Genomic DNA, 21,054 nt, shown 5'->3' with positions numbered 1-21,054 from the left:
TGTTTTAGTGATGTAATGTTTTAAAGTCGCTCAACAATTTTATCTATTGAAGAGAAAATTTCAATTGTTTGAGGTAATTTCTCTTGGTCTATATGTTGGGTCTGATGACCTAGTAACCAAAGTTTAGTGTTTGTGAAATTTGCCGATAACGACCTAAATTTGGTAATATAATCGTCAACCTTATCCTTTGAGGGAGATACTGTGAAATAGGATAAAAAAGTTGCGTTTTCAAAAGTCTTCATTACTTCTTCTAGACTTTCTAAGGGAACGGTTTGCCCTAAATACACAGACTTATATCCTCTAGAAACAATCTCATAATTTAAATAAAGAAGACCAATTTCATGAATCTCGTTTTCTGGTAAATAGGCAATAAATGTGGTCTTTTTATTAGAAGCTTCCTCAACAGATAAGTCTTGAGTGCTAATCAGGATTTTTTGCTTTACAAGGTTTGAAATAAAATGCTCGTGCGCAGGACAGATCGTATCTGTTTGCCATAGTAACCCAAGTTCATTTAAAAGCGGAATAAAAACCTCTTTAAAAACTTCTGAGAATGATTTGTCAAGAAGTAAGGTCTTGAAAGTGCGAGTAAAAAGCTGTTCGTCAAAATTAATCATCGCCAGCTTAAAAGTATTTATAACTTGGCTATTGTTATTTTTCGAAATTAGTTCGTTTACAATCTCAGGGATTTTACCCTCTTTAAGATTCGCTATTTTAGATATTTTATGGCCATTACTATATAAAAGTGTAATGTTTAAGAGCTTCTGAAGGCTTTCTAAACTATATCTTCTAATATTAGTATCCGTTCGTTCGGGAGAAAGCAGGTTGTATCGCTTTTCCCATATACGTATGGTATGGGCTTTGATGCCCGATAGGTTTTCTAAATCACGTATACTGAACGTCTTCTTTGTAGTGTTCATCTTTTTGTTGTAAACATTAAACAAATCTAATAATTTTATTCTTAGTCAGGGGGTTGAAATGTGCTCTTTTGGTAAAAAAAGTAATATTATAAGGAATAAGAGACAAGATACGTATATAAAAAAAACCATCAACACAGATGTTGATGGTTTAATGTGCGCACGAGAAGACTCGAACTTCCACGGCCTAGTGGCCACCAGCCCCTCAAGCTGGCGCGTCTACCAATTCCGCCACGTGCGCATGAGAGATTTTTGTTTAGAGAATAGTTTGTGATTATGGTAAAAGTCTAATAAATAGACTATCACTTCGTACTAAACAGGCTGCAAATATCCGCAAAATTTATAATGTTTTCAAAGAAGTTTTATAATTACAGTAGGTAATTGGTTTAATCCCTTGGAAGGTAGTAAGTTATTGTTTGAAAAGAGCAGGCAGACATCTGTGTTAAGAACTTCAAATTACTATTGTAGTTAGCTTATATACTAGGTAATGGAGAATAACGGCGTAAATACGGAAATCGTTCAACTACCCTAATTTTCCATTCGTCTACAGTTAAAAGTCACTCGTCTATAGCTGGTCAAAATTCTATTATTTAATTCTAAAATTTGTATTTCACTAAAAATTACATGTTATGGATATTTTATTGATTGAAGATGATGCTATTGAAGTAATGAAGTTACAGCGAACGGTAAAGAAGTTAGAACTTAAGCATAATATAATAGAAACCAAGAATGGCGAAGATGCATTAGAAATCTTAAGATCGGGTAATAGATTGCCAGATATTATTTTGTTAGATCTTAACATGCCAAGAATGAACGGTATAGAATTTTTAAGCATTTTAAAGGCAGATGACGTACTAAAATATCTTCCTACAGTTATTCTTACAACATCTGAAAACAGAGCAGATTTATTGGAATGTTATAAAATTGGAGTAGCCGGTTACGTGATTAAACCATTGAAATATGAAGATTATCAATCTAAACTTCATAAGGTTCTTGAGTACTGGGACATCAACCAATTGGTGAAAGGCTAACAAAATAGTGCGTTTCACAACAAAAATTCTTTAAACTATACTACTTTTCCTACTTTTAGTAGATAAATTATGGTATATGAAGGGTATTGTTTTTACAGAGTTTTTAGAAATGGTAGAGATCAAGTTTGGTCTTGAGACTGTTGATAATATTATTGAAAATGGTCATTTGCCTTCAGAAGGTATTTATACTTCTGTAGGTACATATGAGTTTAATGAGATGGTAACGCTAATAACCAACCTTAGCGAAGAAACCAAAATTCCGGCTGGCGATCTCATTTATGCTTTTGGTCTATACCTATTTGCAGGTTTGGCTAACTCTCACCCCGAAGTTATTAAGAACTATAATTCCCCATTAGGTCTTTTATATTGTATAGAAGATCATATACACGTACATGTAAAAAAGCTGTATCCAGATGCAGAACTACCAACATTTAAAATTCTGGACAAAACGGACACAAAAATAGTAATGGTATACTCTTCCTCTAGAGGCTTATACCGTTTGGCTCATGGTCTTATAGAAAAGGCTTTTGAGCACTTTGGAGGTTCCGCTACAATTACCTACGACTTATTAAAAGAAGACGGCACTGAGGTTAAATTTGATATTGTTCAAAATGGATAATAAAGAAGTACAGCTTCTAAAAAGAGCACTAGAAAGACAAAAGAGGGCTAGGCAACAAGCTGAAAAAATTCTAGAACAAAAGTCTACAGAACTCTACGAAACTACACAACAATTAAAAGAGGCCAATGGCACTCTTGAAAATCTATTGAGCGAAAAGGTTTCTGAACTGGATAATGTTTTTGTAAACATTATAGATCCATATGTGGTAATGGATATGTATGCCAACGTAATTAATATGAACACGTCGGCTAAGGAATTCTTAGGTTATGATAACACCAAAGAAAAAGTCAATCTTACCAATCTTGTACACCAAGACTACCTTAAATATACTGCTGAATCCTTTAAATATCTTATAGAGATAGGCACTCTTAAAAACTACCGTGCTAAAATTTCTGTAAAGAATGGCGATGAAAAATGGATAGAAATCAACGCTAGTTTAATCTTTAATACTAAAAGGGAACCTATTGGTGCCCAGGGAATTATTAGGGATATTACCCAGGAAATGGAAATTAAAGAGCTGCTTGAGCAACAAAGAAAGCAGCTAGATATTATAGTGGATAGTTCTCCTTTGGGTATTGTATTAAGTGTTGAAGGCAAAATTATAAAATCAAACAGGACTTTTACAGAACTTCTTGGTTATACAGAAGCAGAGTTTAAAACCATGAAGTTTGAGGAGTTTTCTAAAGTTATAGAGGGGCCCACAGCCAATGAAATTGTAATGCAAATGTCCGAAGGTAAAATAGACAAGGATATTGTAATTAAAAGGTATTATAAGAAACAGGGCGGTTGTTTAATAGGAAAAACTTCTGTTAGTGCTGTAAGGGACTATAAGGGTAATTTAAAATATGTCTTAGCAATGGTAGAAGACATAACTAGAGAACGCGAGGCAGAAGAGCGGTTAATTTACGAGCGCGAAAAATATGCCAGTATTATTGCCAATATGAACCTGGGTCTGGTAGAAGTAGATACAGAAGATATAATTCAATTTGTAAACCAGAGCTTTTGTTCAATGAGCGGTTTTCAGGAAGATGAATTATTAGGCAAAAAGGGGAGCGATGTTCTTCGGGTACAAAATAAGAATGTTCTAGATAAGGAAAATGAAAAGCGAGCAGAAGGAGAGTCAGATTCTTACGAGCTTGAAGTCCTAGACAAAAGTGGAAAAATAAAGCATTGGTTGGTAAGTGGAGCGCCACGTTACGATGGCAATAAAAAGTTGATAGGTTCCGTTGGAATTCACTTAGATATTACCACCCAAAAACTTCTTGAATTACAAAAGGAATTATTAGTTAAGGAATTAGAACAAAGTAATAAAGGACTTCAGGAATATGCACATATTGTTTCACACGATTTAAAGTCGCCTTTACGGAGTATAAGTGCATTGGCCACGTGGATTCAAGATGATTATAAAGATGTGCTTGATGAAGCAGGGCAAGAGAACCTAACGTTAATGCAAGATAAAGTTGCCTCAATGGATAAATTGATCCAAGGTATTTTAGAATATTCAACAGCCAACGATTCTGCGCTAGATAATTCTAGTGTTGATTTAAATGAAGTTGTAGAAAAAATCAAAGAAAGCATATTTATACCTGAACACGTTGCATTGGTTGTACCTAAACCTTTGCCCACGATTATTGCAGATAGTACCAAAATGCATCAATTGTTTCAGAATATACTCTCTAATGCAGTAGTTCATATAGAAAAGGAAAAAGGCCTTGTAGAAGTACTATTTGTAGAAAATAAAACACATTGGCAGTTTTCGATAAAAGATAACGGAGTAGGTATACCTAAGGAGTATCATAAGAAAATATTCGAAATTTTTCAATCCATAGGAGCTAATGAAAGGTCTACCGGTATTGGCCTTTCCATTGTTAAGAAGATTATTGACCGCTACGAAGGCGAAGTATGGGTAGAGAGTGAAAAAGACATGGGTACTGAATTTCACTTTACTATCAAAAAAGAACCGACCAACCTTAATAGCTAAAGATGAAAATAACGCAGGCCATAAAAGAAGGAAAGCAACCATTTAAAATAATATCTGGTGAAAACCATGATTTAAAGGAACCTCTGGTTTTGGTTTTTGGAAATAGGTATCTTCTTGAAGATGATAACCTTTTTATTGAAATAAAGAAACTTTTTCCAAACGGACATATTGTTTTGGGTAGCACAGCAGGCGAAATTATAGATGATACCGTACTGGAAGGTGGCGTGTCATTGACGGCTATAGAATTTGAAAAATGTCACTTCTCGGTAAAGAGAAAGAATGTCTCAGAAATAGATAATGAACTTTTATTGGGACAAACTCTTTTTAACGAGTTTTCTAAGGAAAACCTAAAGCATATTTTTCTAGTATCAGAAGGTAGCTCTATAAACGGTAGCGCATTAATCGAAGGTTTTGAAGGTGTCAGGATAAATAATATTGGACTTTCAGGTGGTTTGTGTGGAGATGATGACCGTTTTGAAAGAACACTTGCCTCATACAACGAGAATGCCAAAGAAGGAGAGGTAATAGCTATAGGGTTTTATGGAGAATCTCTAGAAATAACAAGCGCCAATTATGGTGGTTGGACGCCTTTTGGTCCTGAACGGATAATTACAAAATCTGAAAATAACATACTTTATGAGCTAGACGGACAGCCCGCTTTGGATCTCTATAAAAAATATTTGGGAGAAAAAGCAAAGGAGTTGCCAACGTCTGCTTTATTATATCCATTAAGTGTACGGGTTAATGAAGATGACGAGCCTTTGGTTCGTACAATACTAACTATTGATGATACTTCTAACACAATGACTTTGGCTGGAGATGTTCCGGAAGGAGCACGTGTACAGTTAATGATGTCTACGGTAGATGATATAGTTGATGGTGCAAGTATTGCTGCACAGTACGCTATGAACGGTAGGGAAAACAAACCCGAGCTGGCTATTTTAGTAAGTTGTGTGGGTAGAAAGTTGGTCATGGATCAGCGAACGGAAGAGGAAGTTGAAGAAGTAATCTCTGTAATAGGAACAGATACAGCGGTTACTGGGTTCTATTCTTATGGGGAAATGGCTCCGTTTGCCGGTAAAGATGCCTGTAGGTTACACAACCAAACAATGACCTTAACTTTATTTAGCGAATAATGCATTCTCTATTAAAACGACAACTTAAAAAAACTTTACCCGCTCATCTTAGCGAAGACCCTGAGATGCAGATGTTTTTGGCTGCCGTAGAAATGTCTTATCAGAATCATGATGAGAAACTTAATATGTTACAAAGGGCTACTGCCATTAGCTCAGAAGAATTATTTGTAGCAAATAGAGAGTTGACCAAAGAGGCAGAAAGGCAGAAGAAAATTTTGGTGTCCTTGGAGTTGGCTATGGATAGCCTAAGTTCAAACTTAGGTACGGATAAACAATTTGAAGGAGATGCTTCAAAAGTATTTGATGTAGAAAAATTGGCAAAGCATATTAGCTACTTAGCAGCAGAAGTAAAAGAAATTACAGAGGAGAAAAACCTTCTTTTAGAGGATTTAGAAGCACAAAATGAATCTCTTAATAATTATGTTCAGATGGTGTCCCATGATTTAAAATCCCCTATTCGTAATGTAAATGCTTTGCTAAGCTGGGTTCTTGAAGATGACCAAAATAGCTTAACGGAAGAAAATAAAGAAAACTTAGCTTTAGCCTCGAGCAATCTGGCTAAAATGGACAATTTAATTAATGGAATACTAGAGCATGCCACAATTGGGACTAGTATGGAATCTAAAATGAATGTTGATATCAATATTCTTTTAAAGGAAATAGAAAGTTATGTGCCATTACCGGATAATGTTAGTTTGAGTTATGGTTCTAATTTTCCAGTGATACATATTGAAAAGCACCTAATTGAGCAGGTTTTTACATACCTAATTACAAACGCGATTACTGCTACAAAGGATAAGGACAAAGGCAGAGTTGAAATAAAGTATGAAAAAGATGATAAATTTTGGAAGTTTTCTGTAGTTGATAACGGAAAGGGAATTCCAGTTAAGCATCAATCTTCCATATTTGAAATGTTTAGAAAACTAGAGAATAATGATAGTGCTGCTGGAGTGGGTTTGGCATTGGCTAAAAAAATCGTCAAATTATATGATGGTTCTATAGAATTGGTGTCAGAAGAAAATATGGGTGCAAATTTCACGTTTACGTTAAAAAAATAGTGCTATGGAAGAACCAAACCTTAAATACATTAAAGAATTATCTGGTGATGACATTGAGTTTGAACAAAAATTTATTTCTATATTGAAGGACGAATTCCCAATGGAAAGAGCTACTTATAAGGAACATATAGATAGCAAAAACATGAATGAAGCCGCAGATGTTGTACATAAATTAAAACATAAATTCAACATCTTAAGCATGGAAGAAGCTTACCGCTTTGCTGTTCAATTTGAAGAGCAGTTAAGAGCTGGAAAAACAGATATGGATTCAGATTTTAGAATTACCTTAACGCAAATAGATAATTTTCTTAAAACCATTTAATAGTATGACCTGTATTATCGTAGATGACGAAGCAACAGCACGTGCCATAGTAGGAAAACATTGCTCTGCGGTGGCAGATTTAGATGTTGTTGGAGAGTTTGATAATGCCATAGACGCTATTAAATTTTTGAATCAACAAGATGTAGATGTTGTGTTTTTGGACATTCACATGCCAGGTTTTAGTGGAGTAGATTTTGTCCAAACTCTAAAGAATTGTCCTAAAGTTGTTTTGACCACTTCAGATACAGAGTTTGCCATTGCAGCATATGAGTATGAGGCTATTGTAGATTATATGGTGAAACCCTTAACTGCTGATCGTTTTCAGAAATCTATACAAAAAGTAAAAAGTGCACTTAAAAAACAGCCTGACTCTGTTCCAAGTTTAAATACTAATGTTGGGACTGGTGCACAAGCTGAACAAGACCTTTATATCAATATTGATAAGAGATTAATAAAGCTTCACTTTAACGAAATACTAGTAGTGAAAGCGCAAGGAGATTATATTGATATTACAACAGAAAATAAAGAGTATCGCGTACATACAACGCTTAAAAAAGTAAAGGATAAATTACCTGAAAAAATATTTCTTCAAATACACAGGTCGTACATTATTAACTTCTCTAAGATCATTGATATTGAAGATAATAGTGTTCTTATCAAGAAGATGGTTATTCCCATTAGTCGATCAAATCGACCAGAGCTCATGAGACGATTAAACTTGGTTTAAATCTCTTCTACAATTTTATACCATTCATCTATAGGTTAAGGTAATTCATCGTAAGTGCTTTCCTATTATTAAATATGAGATGTAAATTTGTAGAGAATATTAAAGCCATCTACTCATGAAAGCAAATCTTTTATACATTTTAAACTCCAAAGGTGCCGCTATACGTTTGATAGGTATACTTGTTTCAGTAATTATTGGCATCGTTTTGGCCGTAATGAGTATCTGGAATTATTAGAATACTTAGCGCTATTTTATTCTAATCACAACACTTTACAAACCATACATCTTTGCATAATTTGTAAGATATAAATTCATAGTAGGAGCAAGAGCTTCTAGAAAATATTTTCACTTTAATGGGTTTGTGAAAATACAATTTGTCTCAAGATAATCTTACTTCATTGTAAGGTTGTCTTTTTTTATGCGCTTTAGTGAACTTTCTTAAGGAAGAATTATTTAACAATCTTATTGTAGAACAATGGTTTCTTGGTTATCAGCCATTTTAACTTCAAACCAATTTCCGTATACTCAAAACCAGCAGCAGTTGCAGAGGCAATATTACTATACTTTCCATATAAATTACCGCTAAACCTTTTGGAGAATTTATGGGTTATTCCGGTCTCTGCTCTAAAGATAACTGTATTTGGGTCGTCTTCTACCTGTTGTAAACCTGTTGCAGCACTCATCATATACTGGGTGTTTTCAGAAATATCGCCTCTTAGGTCTGCAAATATTTCAACTGCCTGGTATTTCTCTGGACTAAAATAAATAGTAGGAACCTGTTCGGCAAAAGAAAGGTACTGGTAGTTAAGACCTACTTTTAAGGCCGGTTTGCGCATTAAGTTGTAGTATAATGAGGTAAACAAGAGGTTACGGGTATTATTATCACTCTGGGTGGTATGTATAGCTTGCGTATACCAACCTAAATTGAAATTGGTACCCAAGTTATAGTTAAAACCAAAATGGTTCATGATAATCTCCCGCTCAATCAAATCGGCATTAAAACTTTGAATTTCACGTTTGTAACCAAGTTCAAGGTTTTGCAGTTTAAACGGCTGTAGTAATAGCTTTGTGTCTATTACCGGCTGAGTGTAGGACTCTGCACCAAAACTAGATTTGTTTAAACCTACAACGGCTTTAAATGTGGTCTTAGGAAGGAATTTGTAATCAAACCCGGCAGAAAGCACATGAGAACTCGCTTTATTATCTGTAACTGTATTTTCGGTAGTTCTATAGTAATAGGCTAGGTTAGTGCTAAACTTTGTAGATAAAGGTACAGTTGCCGTTGTATTGGTAGAAAAAGCAACATTATTACCATTATCAAAAGTGTAGGCAAGATGTTCGTCTATGGTTGGCGTAAAGGATATATTTAACTTATCAATAAAACCAATGGCATCTTTCTGGTCTTTAAAGACTTTAAGGGTTCCAAAGGCGGCATTGTAAGCAGGAACGATACGGTCAGCTGCAAAAAGTGCGTTGGCTTTCCCTAAATTTCCATCAAAAGAAGCACTGTCATTTTTAAGAATGGCATCATAATTAGCGACACTCTTTTTAGGTGAACCGGTATAAAGACCAAGCATAGCTTTTAGTGCATACAGCCAATTTTTGTTGGTGTATTGAGTTTCTAATTCTGCAATTTCAGTTTTAGCTTTAATGTACTTTCGGTTCCATATTAAGGCTTGGACATAACGGTCGTAGGTCTGTTCTTTTATTGTTGCGTCATCAAATGCATCTGCTTTTTCTTTAGCGGTAGTAGCAACTACTAGAGCTTGTTTATCGTTCTCTCCAATATGTTCAGCAAGAGCAATACCATTAAGTGAGGTTATGGAATCTTTTTCAGAAGTCGCTAGTCTTTTGTAGATTGCTTTAGCATCATCTACTTCTTTTGTAATCAAATAGAGATTAGCAAGATTTAATAAAGCATCTCTATCTTCAGGAAAATCTATAAATATCTCTTTTAATAAAGTTTCTCCTTTTTTGTAATTCTGTGCGTTTACATAGGCATTTGCATAACCTAAACGCATATATTTTCTTGAAGTTTTGGCACTAAGATTTCCAGGTTGTATGATCAAAGCTCTTTCTACCCATTCTAAAGCCTTTTCATATTTCTTTAGATTACTAAGGGTATTTGCATAACCTAAAACTGCACCAAAATTTTCTGGATACTCTTTTACAAGTTGAGCGTATAAAGGTTCTGCTTCTTTAAATTTCTTATCCCAAAGAAAGGATTCATTGTAATTTATCTGTATTTCAAAATCACCAGGATATTCTTCTAAAAGGGAAGAGAACATTCCTGTAGCTTTTTCAGGTTCTCCACTTAATCCTACAGCACGCCCGTAGCAGATTAAGGCTGTTTTATTCTTAGGGTCATCAGCAAGATAACCTTCAAAAAAAGTCTCTGCTTGTTCAAAATCACCTTTTTCTAACAAGGTAAAACCGGGTTGAAGCGGACTTTGTGCCATTCCGTAGAAGGAAAGAAGCAGGAATAAACAGAGTGTATTTAGTTTTAACATTAAAGTAGGTTTTTTACCACAAGAGTATAACGCCCATAAAATGGATTTATTGGTACTGTGGGGTAAAAACTTTGGGTGTTATTTTTATTACTGTAAAACAATAAAAACTACTCATCTACAGTTAATTACTGTCCATCTACGGTACATTTCTTTTCGTGCGTTCTATACGTCATTTCGTGTTGTAGAAAAGTGAAAAATAAACCTACAAAATTTTATATTATGCCTTTACAAATTACAGAAGCACGTGGAATATTTTGTGTTCATGGAACTTTAAACAGCAGTAGTGCAACAATTCTTAGCCGCCATATAGGTAGATACCTTGGCTCTGATAGACGTATAGTTATAAATTTAGATCGAATTACAAGTATTGATGTTAACGGAGCAAGTGCGCTTCAAGAATTGTATGACAATGCAGCAAAACGCAATCGCCAACTAACTATTCTAGGAAAGACAAACGAGAGCGTGTTTTCTTCGTTGCAGAAAATAAATTCAACTTATATATTGGGTGCTAACCAAGCTTAATTTTCTTATATTATTTTAGTAGAAGGGGAGTGGATAAACTGTTTGTAAAGACAATAGGTTATTATGGATTCTCATTGAAGAAGATATCGTAAACCGGTTTTTTCTCACCTTTATCATCTAGTAAACCAAAATGACGCTGCCGTACTTTTCGCCATGGTAAGCGCCCAACTACGGAAGTTGGAATGTTCCTGAAGTCATAGAGTGTCCATATCATATGAGACAGATTCTCCTTTTCTACCACCTTTTGAATCGTTCCCATATATTCCTTTTCTTTTTCATCAGAACCTGAAAATCCGTTCCAGATTCCGTCGTATGAAGAATAGCCATATTCTTGAAGCAGCAATGGTTTATCGGTCACCTTACTTTTTAGAATATTGAAAGCACTTTCAAACTCTGGAGCTCCACGGTAATAATGGAAAGAGACCAAGTCTAATTTATCAGTAAGATTAACAGCAGCTTCAGGGCTAGACCACCCAATAGTTATAGCATGTTTAGTGTCTATTTTACGAATACGGTCTACAGTCTGTTCTAGCCAAGCTAAAACCCGTTCTTTACCCCGAGACTCAAAATCTAGGTCTGGCTCATTTTTAACATCCCAAGCAATAATAGCATTGTGGTCTTTTAAGGCTTCAACTACTTGTTCTACATGACGGTTGGTCATTGTCCAATCATGAATGCTATAATTTCCGTAAAAATCGAACAAGGTTGGCATGATATCTAGTCCTGTCTTTTCGGCTATATCAAGCGTTCGTTTTACCTTTTCTATTTTTTTTTGGTCAACATATTCCTTACCAAAAGACTCGTAAGGAATGAATATACGCAGGCTGTTTACGCCCATTTTTGCCATGAGTTTAAAATCATGTTCAATTATGGAATCATTAAATTGACTACCGAACATATCCCAAGGGGTATCCTGTGGATAGTAATTTATACCCTTAAAATGGTAGTCATCAAGATTTTGAATTTGTGAGGCTACTTCTAACGTTTCTTCAGGCAAGGCCGTTTCTACCAGTTGCCTAACCCTCCAAAAACCATCCTCTAAAAGTAACATTACCTTATAATCCGATAAAAGTTTGCGTTTGGTAATTAAGTTTTCGTTTTGGTAAACCTCCTCATAGGCTAAAACATTTTTATCTGTCAAAACAACAAGTTTGCCATCCGTACTATAGAATTCCAATTTAGGATGGTGTTCTATTGTAGTGGTCTGTAATGTAATTTTATTTTTTAGGTTGAGGTCAGTTATCTTAAAAAGTTCAGTACGCATACTATCTGTATAATAGTCAGCTATGCCATAGGGTACATTATTGGCGTAAGCGGCATTACGTACTTGCCATGCACTAAGATAATCTCTTTCAATTTCTCCCAAAGTCTGTTCTTCCATAGGTCTGCCTTCGTTCATGGCAATTTCCCATTGTACTTTGGGAAGGTAGGTGGCCGAAATGTCTTCATGTAAGTGAAGCATAGATGTCCGGTCCGCACCCGTATTCAAGTACGTCCAAGCACTACTAATGCCAAATAGGATTAGGCCGTTCAGGGCTAAAAATGACGCCAGTAGAAAAATACGATATAAGGTTCTGTTTATTTTCATTTTAGTTCTACTGATTTTGTTTTCGTTATCCCTGCGGTCTTAATCTTTAACTCGTAACTACCGGTCGGAAAGAAATCCGGTGATAATTCAAATTTACCTTCACCCTGCATAGATGAAGTTCTTAGTACATCTAACACGTCTCCATTTACATCTTTTATCGATAATGAAATGGGCATGCCGTCAGGAACTAATTGGTTCATAAAACTTTTTAGAGGGCCTACAGAAACAGTCCTATTACCGTCTAAGAAAGTTACCTCATAATCGGTTACGGAAGCTATAAAAGCAACTTTAATAGGTTTGCTTCTTGCTGCACCCGTAACAAATGCTTCAACAGACCACGAGGCTTGGTGTTCGGGATGTAGAAGACGGGCTTCTGCCTTACCGTTTAGCGTAGTGCCCTGTGCTTTAAGTTTTGCTCCTTTGTCATCTGTTATTATAAAATAGACTAAAGTACCTTCACTTGCTATGTTACCATAGGTGTCTCTGATAATATCTGTTTTGAATTTTATTACTTGATTACCATCTGCATATTCATGATTTCGCTCATACGAAATAGTAAAATCAACCGGGTTTGCAGCATATATAATAGTTGTAAACTCTTTCGAGTCCGTTTCATTACATGCTGCGGAAATTAGCATCCGACCAGATTTTTCTGGAGACCGTACGCGCGTCCAAGCAATTAGATTTTTAGAGCTTAATATTTCTTCTGATTGACTTTCCTGAAACTGAATTTTACTTGTAATAGAAGTACTATCGTTTAATGGATTATCATAAAAATCGGTTGCTAACATTACAAACATGGCATAATCTTCAGGCCCAGCGGTAAGACTTCTAGGACCTAAATAAGATTCTAAAAAAGTGCCATTTTTATTATTTACATGGATGTTTAGTGTGCCCTTTATTTTCTCTTCAGCATCCGAAACCAATGACCAATAACAAATACCAGATTTTTCATAGAAGTTCTTAGGAACATCAAATTGTACAGCTCCATCGCTATACGAAGTATCCAGAATTGTTGTGCCTACCGCATTTCTAAATACTAAGACAGGACTAGATTCCTCTGAAGCGCTAAATTTTAGAGAAAAAGGTACTCCGGCGGTAAAATTTTCTTCTGATGTGAGCAATTTAAAATTGACACTAGAAGCTTTCTTAACTTCGGTTTCCTTAGAACACCCCGAGAAAAGTAGGGATAAAATAATGCAGATATGTAGTATGTGCATTTTCATTTAGGATTACCGATATAACTATTCAACTCAAATTTTAAATAATCAAAACCATTTCCGGAGTACGGCTGCAGCTGGTCTTCGGCATGTGATTTATCCCTGTTAGGAAATAGCTTGTCACTAATTTCCGAGTTAGGGCTTCCGTTTACGAAACAGTTTTTAAGACTACTATTTATAATTTTTATATCCGTTAAGCACGCTGGTTCATACTCAAAATACCGTTTTCTTTGAATGCGAACACCATCGGTTAAAAACTCATGTTCTACCCACAGAAGGTTTTTACTTTCGTCATAATAAGAAATTAACAGCTGTGGAATGGTTACTTCCTGTATACCCGAATTAAAAAGGGAACCACTAATTTTATGATCTTCAAAAATTAGCTCCTGCAGACTCACCTGTTTGTATAAATCCGTATTGGCAACATTACCCGCACACTGTAGGTTGAATTTAGTAGGTTGCTCCTCAAACGTCATAGGAGTAAACTGATCGGGGTCAAAAGTAGGAGGCAAAGTATCTTTTGTAGATGACCAAGCTATACCTTCAAAATCTATTCTAAACGTAGTAGTTTCTTTTGGCATCAGTTTATGCTTGGCAACATCTTTGGCATTATAGGTTGCCAATTCTTTATTTAAGTCATTATAAAGTGTACCCTTTATAACGACATCTGCAGGAACGTGATCTACGTTTTGCAGTTCGCCAATAATACTATAACTCCCGTTGTATTGGACCAATTTAGCTTTCAGCACCTCTAAAACAGGTTGTTTTAGGACATCTTCATGATGTGTTTGTTGCGTAGTAATCTTTCGTCTACCATGATTAAAGAAAGTTGTATTGTTAGAGGTAAAGAGTTGATCGGGCGGTAAATCATTATCTATCGTAGAGGGTTCAATATACCATTTGCCTTTTTTCTTAACAAGGCTATGGTAAAAGTCCTTATCTATGCTTTCTAAAGGAGTAATCCATCTTGTGGCTGCTTTGACACGAGCGGTCGTATCATTTTCCTGTAAAAACTCAATACCTAAAGAATCTAGTTTGGCATAAGAACTTAGAATACCATCGGTTACCGATACTTCCAGCATATATTGTGCTATGCTTTTATCGCTATCAGGATTTAAAAATGAGTATGCTTTGTTGAATTCCTTAAAATCTAATGCATCATAATAGGCCTCAACGACATTAGTAGGAGCAATTTGATCTACATTTTTGATATAGAATAGATAGATGCCATACCCCAAAACAATTAGTATAATTACAGCCCAAATATGATTGATGATTATCAATTTTTTTGGGAAATTCTTAAACTTAATAGCGTATTTCATAAACTCCCCTTGCGGTAGTTTTTTTGCTTTTAATGCTCTCACCCATATCCACTGAATATTTATAATAAATGCAAGAACAACGGTAAGAATAGGAATTATTCCCCACATAACTTTAAAGGCTACATGAACATCTTCTTTGGGCATTATTGTGGGAAAGGGAGGTACGTTTAATTTCTCCCAGACCATTATTCCATTTTCCAGTTGTTGTAGGCGCTGCCATCCGCAGAAATAGAGAATGGGGTCATAAAATTTATCGTTGGAAAATATATATTTAAGGTTGTATTTTTCAGGTACCGTCAAGAATTGCTGTAGAGAACCAATACCTTCAACCCCTCTAAATTTAGAATTTTCTAAACGCTCAATGGCCCTTGTGGTAAGTTCTGGTAAACGGCGAGCGGAATGGTAATTACCATCTACCGTCATGGCTTTTGTCTGTGCTGATAACCAGGCCATTTGATCTCCAAACCCTAAAGGTAAATAACGCCAGTGGTCATGTGAATCTGAACTTAGAAAGTTAATGATGGGTTGCATCTTTATTTTCTGAGGCTGTGATGGTCTAAAATAGCCAAGGCTCATGGTAAAAATGACCATGAATAAAATACCTCCCATGATTAACCCCCCAAGAATACGATGATACACCCGGCCCCAATTTTCTTGAATAAGGTCTTTGAGGTCGCCTTCTACCATACGGTAGGCAAACTCCCCAAAAAGGGGTAATGCCATAATGGTTGCCCAAAGGGTAAAACGGTCTAATGTTAATATGTTGAAAGCTGTTTCGCCAAGTAATATAAGAGGTAGAGGCGTTGTACCTCCTGTTCCCAAAAGGGTTAACATAGAAAATGACAATCCAAAAAAGATGAATCGCCTACTATAAAAACGGTAAAACAAAAATGGGAGAATAAAAGTCAGAATTCCCCAGGGAATAACAAAAAATACGAGTCCCGATGAAGTTACCTCTAGAAAATTGTCTCTGGAACCATGGGGTATGGGAACTTGGGTAATTGGGTTTTTCTTTGAATTGATCCAATAGGGTAGGATGCAAGTAACAATGAGAAATAACGAGGAAAATCCAAAAATAACTATCCGCCAGAAACACTTTTTAAATTGCTTAAAAAAGACGCCAAAACGTACCTCTTTAAAACTATTGACTTGATCTCTGGCCGAATCCATAACCGCCATACCTAGCAGGGGAAAAATAAAGAAGATCATTCCAAAAATAGGGGTCACATGATGTGAGGTTACCGTAACGGCAATCAATGAAAGACTGGTAACTATATATCTAGTTTTTCCTGTTTTAACCCAGAGATAAATTTCAGGTAGGGAGTGTAAAAGTACAGAGAGCCCAATTATACTGGGCAATTGTCCAAAAATATGTAAGGTCTCTACAAAGGTTGATGAAAAGACGGCAAGCAAAGCTGTATAACCTGCTATTTTTCTATCACCGGTCATTAAAAGACCAAACCTATAAGCACCTGTTATAAATAAGACAATCCCTATCATAGCCACGCTGAACATTCCAAACTTAAGTCCGCCAATATGAGAAAGAATACCAATAGATTGGTGCACCAAAGGAGGATAGGCTTGTACAGTGAAACCCGTATACCAACGGTAATCCCAAGGTTCAAACCAGCTATTGGCGTAATGATCGGCAAAAAATAAATGAATCAGGGCATCATAGGTAGTCTCAAGAGTAAAGAATATACTCGACCCATGAAATGCTATACCTATGACCAGTGCCAAGATCAATAAAACATTGGTGCGTTGCATTGGTGGTTAATTGTCAGAAAATATAACATTATAAAGGTATTTATATTGTATTTCATCGATGGTATTGTATATCTATTGATTTGAGCCATTGGTCTACAATTGAGCGTAAATGAACTTTTCTATCTCAAAAATCACCGTAAATACAGATAAATTTAAACATTAAAAGATACTGAAAACTTCATCTTTTTTTAGAGTTTAAAGGATTGTAATACTATGAATCGTAGTAGTTTAAATAGCTAATAGATGGTGGGTGAGAAGGAGGTTAAATGGAGTTTAATGAAAAGAAGAGTTATTACAGAGGTATAGATTTGGTGGATACGAAAAGATCACATAATCGATGAAATGCAGGATAATTCTATGAAACGCTACGTTTTATCGATTATAAGTTAAATCCTACAATATTCTAACAAAAATTCGTTTAGATATCAAGTTCGGAATTTCAGAAAAAATTTGAAACTAGATATTTGACATACAGATAAGTATGCTTTTTATATCCAAAAGTAGCGAAGTAAGAACATGATAGTAGAGATAAGAAACAAAACCTAGATATCACCAACTATGACCGCCATAAAGTTAATGTTTAAGAAAGTTTCCCAAGAGCAGTTGTTCATGGGTAGCGTGCTTTTGGTAAATGGCGGTAACTACCTTTACAACCTCTTGTTAGGTAGGTTATTAGGGCCTGCAGCATTTTCGGAAGCAGCACTTTTAGTAACCTTATTATTGGTTTTGTCCTTTATGGGAATGACCTTTCAACTGGCTACGGCAAAATTTGCTGTAATTTTTTCAGGTAAGGAATGGGATATTTTTAAGAACATAAGTTATCGTCAAGCAAGTATTGTAGGTCTAATTATAGGCGTACTTATTCTTATTTTTTCGAAACAATTACAATCGCTTTTCAATACAGAAAGTCATTGGATGTTTATCATCTTTGGTTTAGGTATTCCTATTTACTTTTTTATGAGTGTAAATAGAGGTGCATACCAGGGCAAACAAGAATTTGGAAAGTTGTCTATCACTTACCAGACAGAAATGTGGAGCCGGTTGTTACTAACCATGATATTACTTTTCTTATTAGATATAGAGCCTGGAACACTCGTAGCATTGGGCATTTTTTTATCGTTTCTTTTTGGACTTTTTCCTTCGGATAGTACGTCCATATCTTTTAAAGAATCTAGAAAACTGAGTCCGGATAATGCAAAGCGAGTTTCACAATTTATATGGTTGACCGCCTGTTATGAGTTTACTCAAATAATCATAAATAATAGTGATGTCCTTTTAGTAAAGCACTATTTTGAACCAACCGAAGCTGGTCTATATGCCTCTTTAGCTTTAATAGGCAGGGTAGTGTATTTTGTAGCTTGGATGTTCGTAATGCTCTTACTTCCTGTAGTAGTACAAAAACAAAAAGATGGCGAGCCAACAGCACCAATTTTGTTTAAATATGTATCCTATATAGGGTTGCTTTCTGCTGGCATTGTAGCAGCATGTTACCTATTCCCGGAATTGATTATAACCCTAATGTTTGGAGATTCGTATGTAGCTATGTCCAGTTTGTTATGGCAGTATGCATTGGCGACTTCACTGTTCGCTATATCCAACATTTTCGCATATTACTTTTTGTCGTTAGACCATTATGTACCTGTTATTTTATCTGGCGTATTAGGTCTTTCGCAAATATTATTGGTGGTATTATACCATGATAATTTAGAAAGTGTAGTGCATATGCAACTGATAGCCATGTCTATATTATTGGTAGTTCAGTTGGTATATTTTGCGAGTAAAGAATTAGGAAAGAAGAGCGTAACAGAAAGTTGAAAATTTTAAAAATTAGTATAAAAACATAAGATAACTGTTCATTAAATAGTCCCAAAAAATTAAACCTACAGTATGAAACTAGCCATTGTAACCGCATATCCTCCCAGTAAAGTCACATTGACGGAATACGGATATTATCTTGTAAAGCATTTTAGATTACAGGAAGAAGTCACTGAAATCATTTTGATGACAGATAAAACGGAGGAGCCAAAAGACCTTTCATTTGAAGGGGAAGGGTGTAAAATTACAGTTTCAGAATGTTGGGATTTTAATAGCTATTGGAACTTATTGACAGTTAATAAATCTATTAGTATTCATAAGCCAGATGCTGTACTTTTTAATTTACAGTTTTTGAAATTTGGTGATAAAAAGATACCAGCAGCTTTAGGGTTAATGTTGCCTTATGCAACCAAATTTAAAGGTATTCCTACCATTTCATTATTGCACAATATATTGGAGCAAGTAGATTTGGATAGTGCCGGATTTACTAAAAGTAAAATACTTCAAAAGGTATATGGTTTCATAGGAACCACTTTAACGAAGTTCGTTTTGGCGTCAGATATTTTGGCGGTTACCATTAGCAAATATGTAACTATTCTAGAACAAAAATATAAAGCGAAGAACATTGCGTTAATTCCTCACGGTTCTTTTGAAACACCTCCAGAACCAGATTTTAGTCTTCCCGCAGGTCCAAAGCAGGTCATGGCTTTTGGAAAGTTTGGTACCTACAAAAAAGTTGAGGTGCTTATAGAAGCTGTAGAAGTAATCCGGAATAGAAGCAATGAAGATATAGAAATTGTAATTGCAGGTACAGATAGTCCCAATACCCCTGGATATCTAAAGAAAATGGAAGAAGTTTATAGCCATGTACCTCAAATACGATTTACAGGTTATGTAGCCGAAGAAGACGTACCCGTTATTTTTGGTCAAAGTGCTGTAGTGGTCTTTCCGTATACTTCTACTACAGGTAGTTCTGGAGTTTTGCACCAAGCAGGAAGCTACGGAAAAGCAGTTGCACTTCCTGATCTAGGAGACTTAAGTGTACTTGTTCAAGAAGAAGGGTATAGAGGCGAGTTCTTTTTACCGGAGAACAAAGCGTCTTTAGCAGATGCCATAGAAAAAATACTTACTGATGATGCTTATAGAACAGAGTTGGCCAAGACCAATTATGAGGCTGCTTGTTCGCTACCAATGAGTACCATTACCCAAATGTATTTAGATTATTTCAAGGCCATTCAGGTTCAAAAATCTAAAGGCGAAATAATAGACGTAAACGCAATTGGATTATCGCACGAAAAAGTAAAAGCATAAACAAAAAATTAGGATCCCACATCTTATAAAAAATACCACCATGAAAATATTAACCATTGACGACCAGCAATTGATTTTGCTTTCTGTTGAAAAGAGATTATTAGAACTAGGTTATGAGGTTAAAACAGCCAGCTCCGGTGAGCAGGGCATAGAAGTATTTGATAATTTTCAACCAGACTTAGTACTGGTGGATATTAACATGCCAGGTATGTCAGGACTGCAAGTGGTAAAACACATTCGTCTTGAACAGAAATCTGAAACACCAATATTGGTGATGTCCGGTAATACCGATGAGAAAATCATTGTAGATGGTTTTGACTTAGGTATCAATGATTATATGAAAAAGCCTGTGAGTCTAGATGAAATGGCTGCACGGATAAAACGAATCATTGGAGCACCCGATGTTCAAAAAGAAGCGGTAACAAGTGATAATGCCCGAATGCTTCAAAAGAACTGTGTGGGTGTAGTTATACCATGTTATAATGAAGAAGACCGTTTATCAGGTCCGGAATTCAAAGCCTTTGCGCAAGAGAATTTGGGATATCATTTATGCTTTGTAAATGATGGAAGTACAGATAAAACCCTAGAGGTGTTACATGAGCTTCGGAAAGGGAACGAGTCTAATATAAGTGTATATAATTGTGAGAAGAATGGTGGTAAGGCAGAAGCGGTACGCCAAGGAATCTTACATATGATTAAAGATGAACAATTAGATTATCTAGGATATCTAGATGCCGATCTTTCAACAGATTTTAGAGATTTTGACGATTTAGTCAAAACAATAGAAAACTCACAATTTAAGATTGTAAGTGGTTCTAGAATTAGTAGAATGGGAGCGAATATCACAAAAGAATCTGCTCGTAAAATTATAAGTATGACCATTAATATGATCATACAGACTATTCTGGGTATGCCTTTTAAGGATACACAGTGTGGTGCTAAAATAATGGACCGTGAGATAGCTTCAACTATGTTCAACAAAAAGTTCATTACCAAATGGCTTTTTGATGTTGAGATTTTCATGCGTATGAGAAAGCATTACGGTAAAGAAGAAGCAAAGCGCATAATTTGTGAGCAGCCACTTAAAAGATGGATTCATGCAGATGGCTCTAAATTATCCATGAAAGACTCAGTTAAAATTGTTGGCCAACTGGCTAAGATTGCTGTGTCATATAGGTAGATAAAAGTATTAAGTAATTTTATTGGCAGCT

16 protein-coding genes and 1 tRNA gene are annotated in these 21,054 nt (G+C 35.5%); 11 read left to right on the top strand and 6 right to left on the bottom strand.

Going from position 1 to position 21,054, the window contains the following annotated elements:
• Positions 1–20 precede the first annotated feature (20 nt).
• Both HW347_RS19140 and HW347_RS19135 read right to left on the bottom strand, forming a co-directional pair.
• Complete coding sequence (locus tag HW347_RS19140; protein WP_214613342.1) at positions 21–917, bottom strand: MerR family transcriptional regulator; 897 nt, start codon at positions 915–917, stop codon at positions 21–23.
• A gap of 154 nt (positions 918–1,071) precedes the next feature.
• A tRNA-Leu gene (locus tag HW347_RS19135) sits at positions 1,072–1,155 on the bottom strand.
• Between the two features lie 388 nt (positions 1,156–1,543).
• Between HW347_RS19135 and HW347_RS19130 the strand changes: the two genes are divergently transcribed.
• The 7 genes from HW347_RS19130 (at position 1,544) to HW347_RS19100 (ending at position 7,788) form a co-directional block, all read left to right on the top strand.
• Positions 1,544–1,945, top strand: coding sequence for a response regulator (locus tag HW347_RS19130; RefSeq protein WP_214613341.1), 402 nt, complete (start codon positions 1,544–1,546; stop codon positions 1,943–1,945).
• Positions 1,946–2,021: 76 nt separating this feature from the next.
• The gene (locus HW347_RS19125) at positions 2,022–2,564 is read left to right on the top strand and encodes a heme NO-binding domain-containing protein (RefSeq protein WP_214613340.1); all 543 of its coding nucleotides are present in this window, start codon (positions 2,022–2,024) and stop codon (positions 2,562–2,564) included.
• Positions 2,557–4,545: a PAS domain-containing sensor histidine kinase gene (locus HW347_RS19120; RefSeq protein ID WP_214613339.1), complete on the top strand. Its 1,989-nt coding sequence runs from the start codon at positions 2,557–2,559 to the stop codon at positions 4,543–4,545. The genes HW347_RS19125 and HW347_RS19120 overlap by 8 nt, the downstream gene beginning before the upstream one ends.
• A gap of 2 nt (positions 4,546–4,547) precedes the next feature.
• Positions 4,548–5,681 carry an FIST signal transduction protein gene (locus HW347_RS19115; RefSeq protein ID WP_214613338.1) on the top strand — a complete coding sequence of 378 codons (1,134 nt, stop codon included), beginning with the start codon at positions 4,548–4,550 and terminating at the stop codon, positions 5,679–5,681.
• On the top strand, positions 5,681–6,739 hold the full coding sequence (locus tag HW347_RS19110) for a sensor histidine kinase (protein WP_214613337.1): 1,059 nt from the start codon (positions 5,681–5,683) through the stop codon (positions 6,737–6,739). Before HW347_RS19115 ends, HW347_RS19110 begins: the two co-directional genes overlap by 1 nt.
• Positions 6,740–6,743: 4 nt before the next feature.
• Positions 6,744–7,061, top strand: a complete 318-nt coding sequence (locus tag HW347_RS19105) for an Hpt domain-containing protein (RefSeq protein WP_155594301.1) — start codon at positions 6,744–6,746, stop codon at positions 7,059–7,061.
• 4 nt (positions 7,062–7,065) lie between these two features.
• Positions 7,066–7,788 (top strand): LytR/AlgR family response regulator transcription factor, encoded by a 723-nt coding sequence (locus HW347_RS19100; RefSeq protein ID WP_214613336.1) that lies wholly within the window; start codon positions 7,066–7,068, stop codon positions 7,786–7,788.
• Between the two features lie 449 nt (positions 7,789–8,237).
• Here HW347_RS19100 and HW347_RS19095 read toward each other — a convergent pair whose 3' ends face one another.
• Positions 8,238–10,298, bottom strand: coding sequence for a tetratricopeptide repeat protein (locus HW347_RS19095; protein ID WP_214613335.1), 2,061 nt, complete (start codon positions 10,296–10,298; stop codon positions 8,238–8,240).
• A gap of 189 nt (positions 10,299–10,487) precedes the next feature.
• Here HW347_RS19095 and HW347_RS19090 point away from each other — a divergent pair, with 189 nt between their 5' ends.
• A complete protein-coding gene (locus tag HW347_RS19090) occupies positions 10,488–10,820 on the top strand; it encodes an STAS domain-containing protein (RefSeq protein WP_214613334.1) in 333 nt (110 codons plus the stop codon).
• A 61-nt stretch (positions 10,821–10,881) separates the two neighbouring features.
• On the opposite strand, the gene HW347_RS19085 is transcribed toward HW347_RS19090, so the two are convergent.
• Genes HW347_RS19085 through HW347_RS19075 form a run of 3 tightly spaced genes read right to left on the bottom strand, consistent with a single transcriptional unit; the run spans position 10,882 to position 16,717 of the window.
• Positions 10,882–12,408 (bottom strand): cellulase family glycosylhydrolase, encoded by a 1,527-nt coding sequence (locus HW347_RS19085; protein WP_214613333.1) that lies wholly within the window; start codon positions 12,406–12,408, stop codon positions 10,882–10,884.
• Positions 12,405–13,628 carry a hypothetical protein gene (locus tag HW347_RS19080; RefSeq protein WP_214613332.1) on the bottom strand — a complete coding sequence of 408 codons (1,224 nt, stop codon included), beginning with the start codon at positions 13,626–13,628 and terminating at the stop codon, positions 12,405–12,407. The genes HW347_RS19085 and HW347_RS19080 overlap by 4 nt, the downstream gene beginning before the upstream one ends.
• Positions 13,629–13,630: 2 nt before the next feature.
• The gene (locus HW347_RS19075; RefSeq protein WP_214613331.1) at positions 13,631–16,717 is read right to left on the bottom strand and encodes a hypothetical protein; all 3,087 of its coding nucleotides are present in this window, start codon (positions 16,715–16,717) and stop codon (positions 13,631–13,633) included.
• Between the two features lie 558 nt (positions 16,718–17,275).
• Here HW347_RS19075 and HW347_RS19070 point away from each other — a divergent pair.
• The 3 genes from HW347_RS19070 to HW347_RS19060 all read left to right on the top strand — a co-directional run bounded on the left by HW347_RS19070 (position 17,276) and on the right by HW347_RS19060 (position 21,023).
• Positions 17,276–18,532, top strand: coding sequence for an oligosaccharide flippase family protein (locus tag HW347_RS19070; protein WP_214613330.1), 1,257 nt, complete (start codon positions 17,276–17,278; stop codon positions 18,530–18,532).
• A 72-nt stretch (positions 18,533–18,604) separates the two neighbouring features.
• Positions 18,605–19,843, top strand: a complete 1,239-nt coding sequence (locus HW347_RS19065; protein ID WP_214613329.1) for a glycosyltransferase — start codon at positions 18,605–18,607, stop codon at positions 19,841–19,843.
• Between the two features lie 40 nt (positions 19,844–19,883).
• Positions 19,884–21,023, top strand: a complete 1,140-nt coding sequence (locus HW347_RS19060; RefSeq protein WP_214613328.1) for a response regulator — start codon at positions 19,884–19,886, stop codon at positions 21,021–21,023.
• The last annotated feature ends 31 nt before the right edge of the window (positions 21,024–21,054 follow it).

The organism is Zobellia barbeyronii (assembly GCF_018603515.1).
GTDB lineage: Bacteria > Bacteroidota > Bacteroidia > Flavobacteriales > Flavobacteriaceae > Zobellia > Zobellia barbeyronii.
The sequence above is the reverse complement of the archived record's forward strand: the minus strand, read 5'-3'. Positions and strand labels throughout refer to the sequence as shown.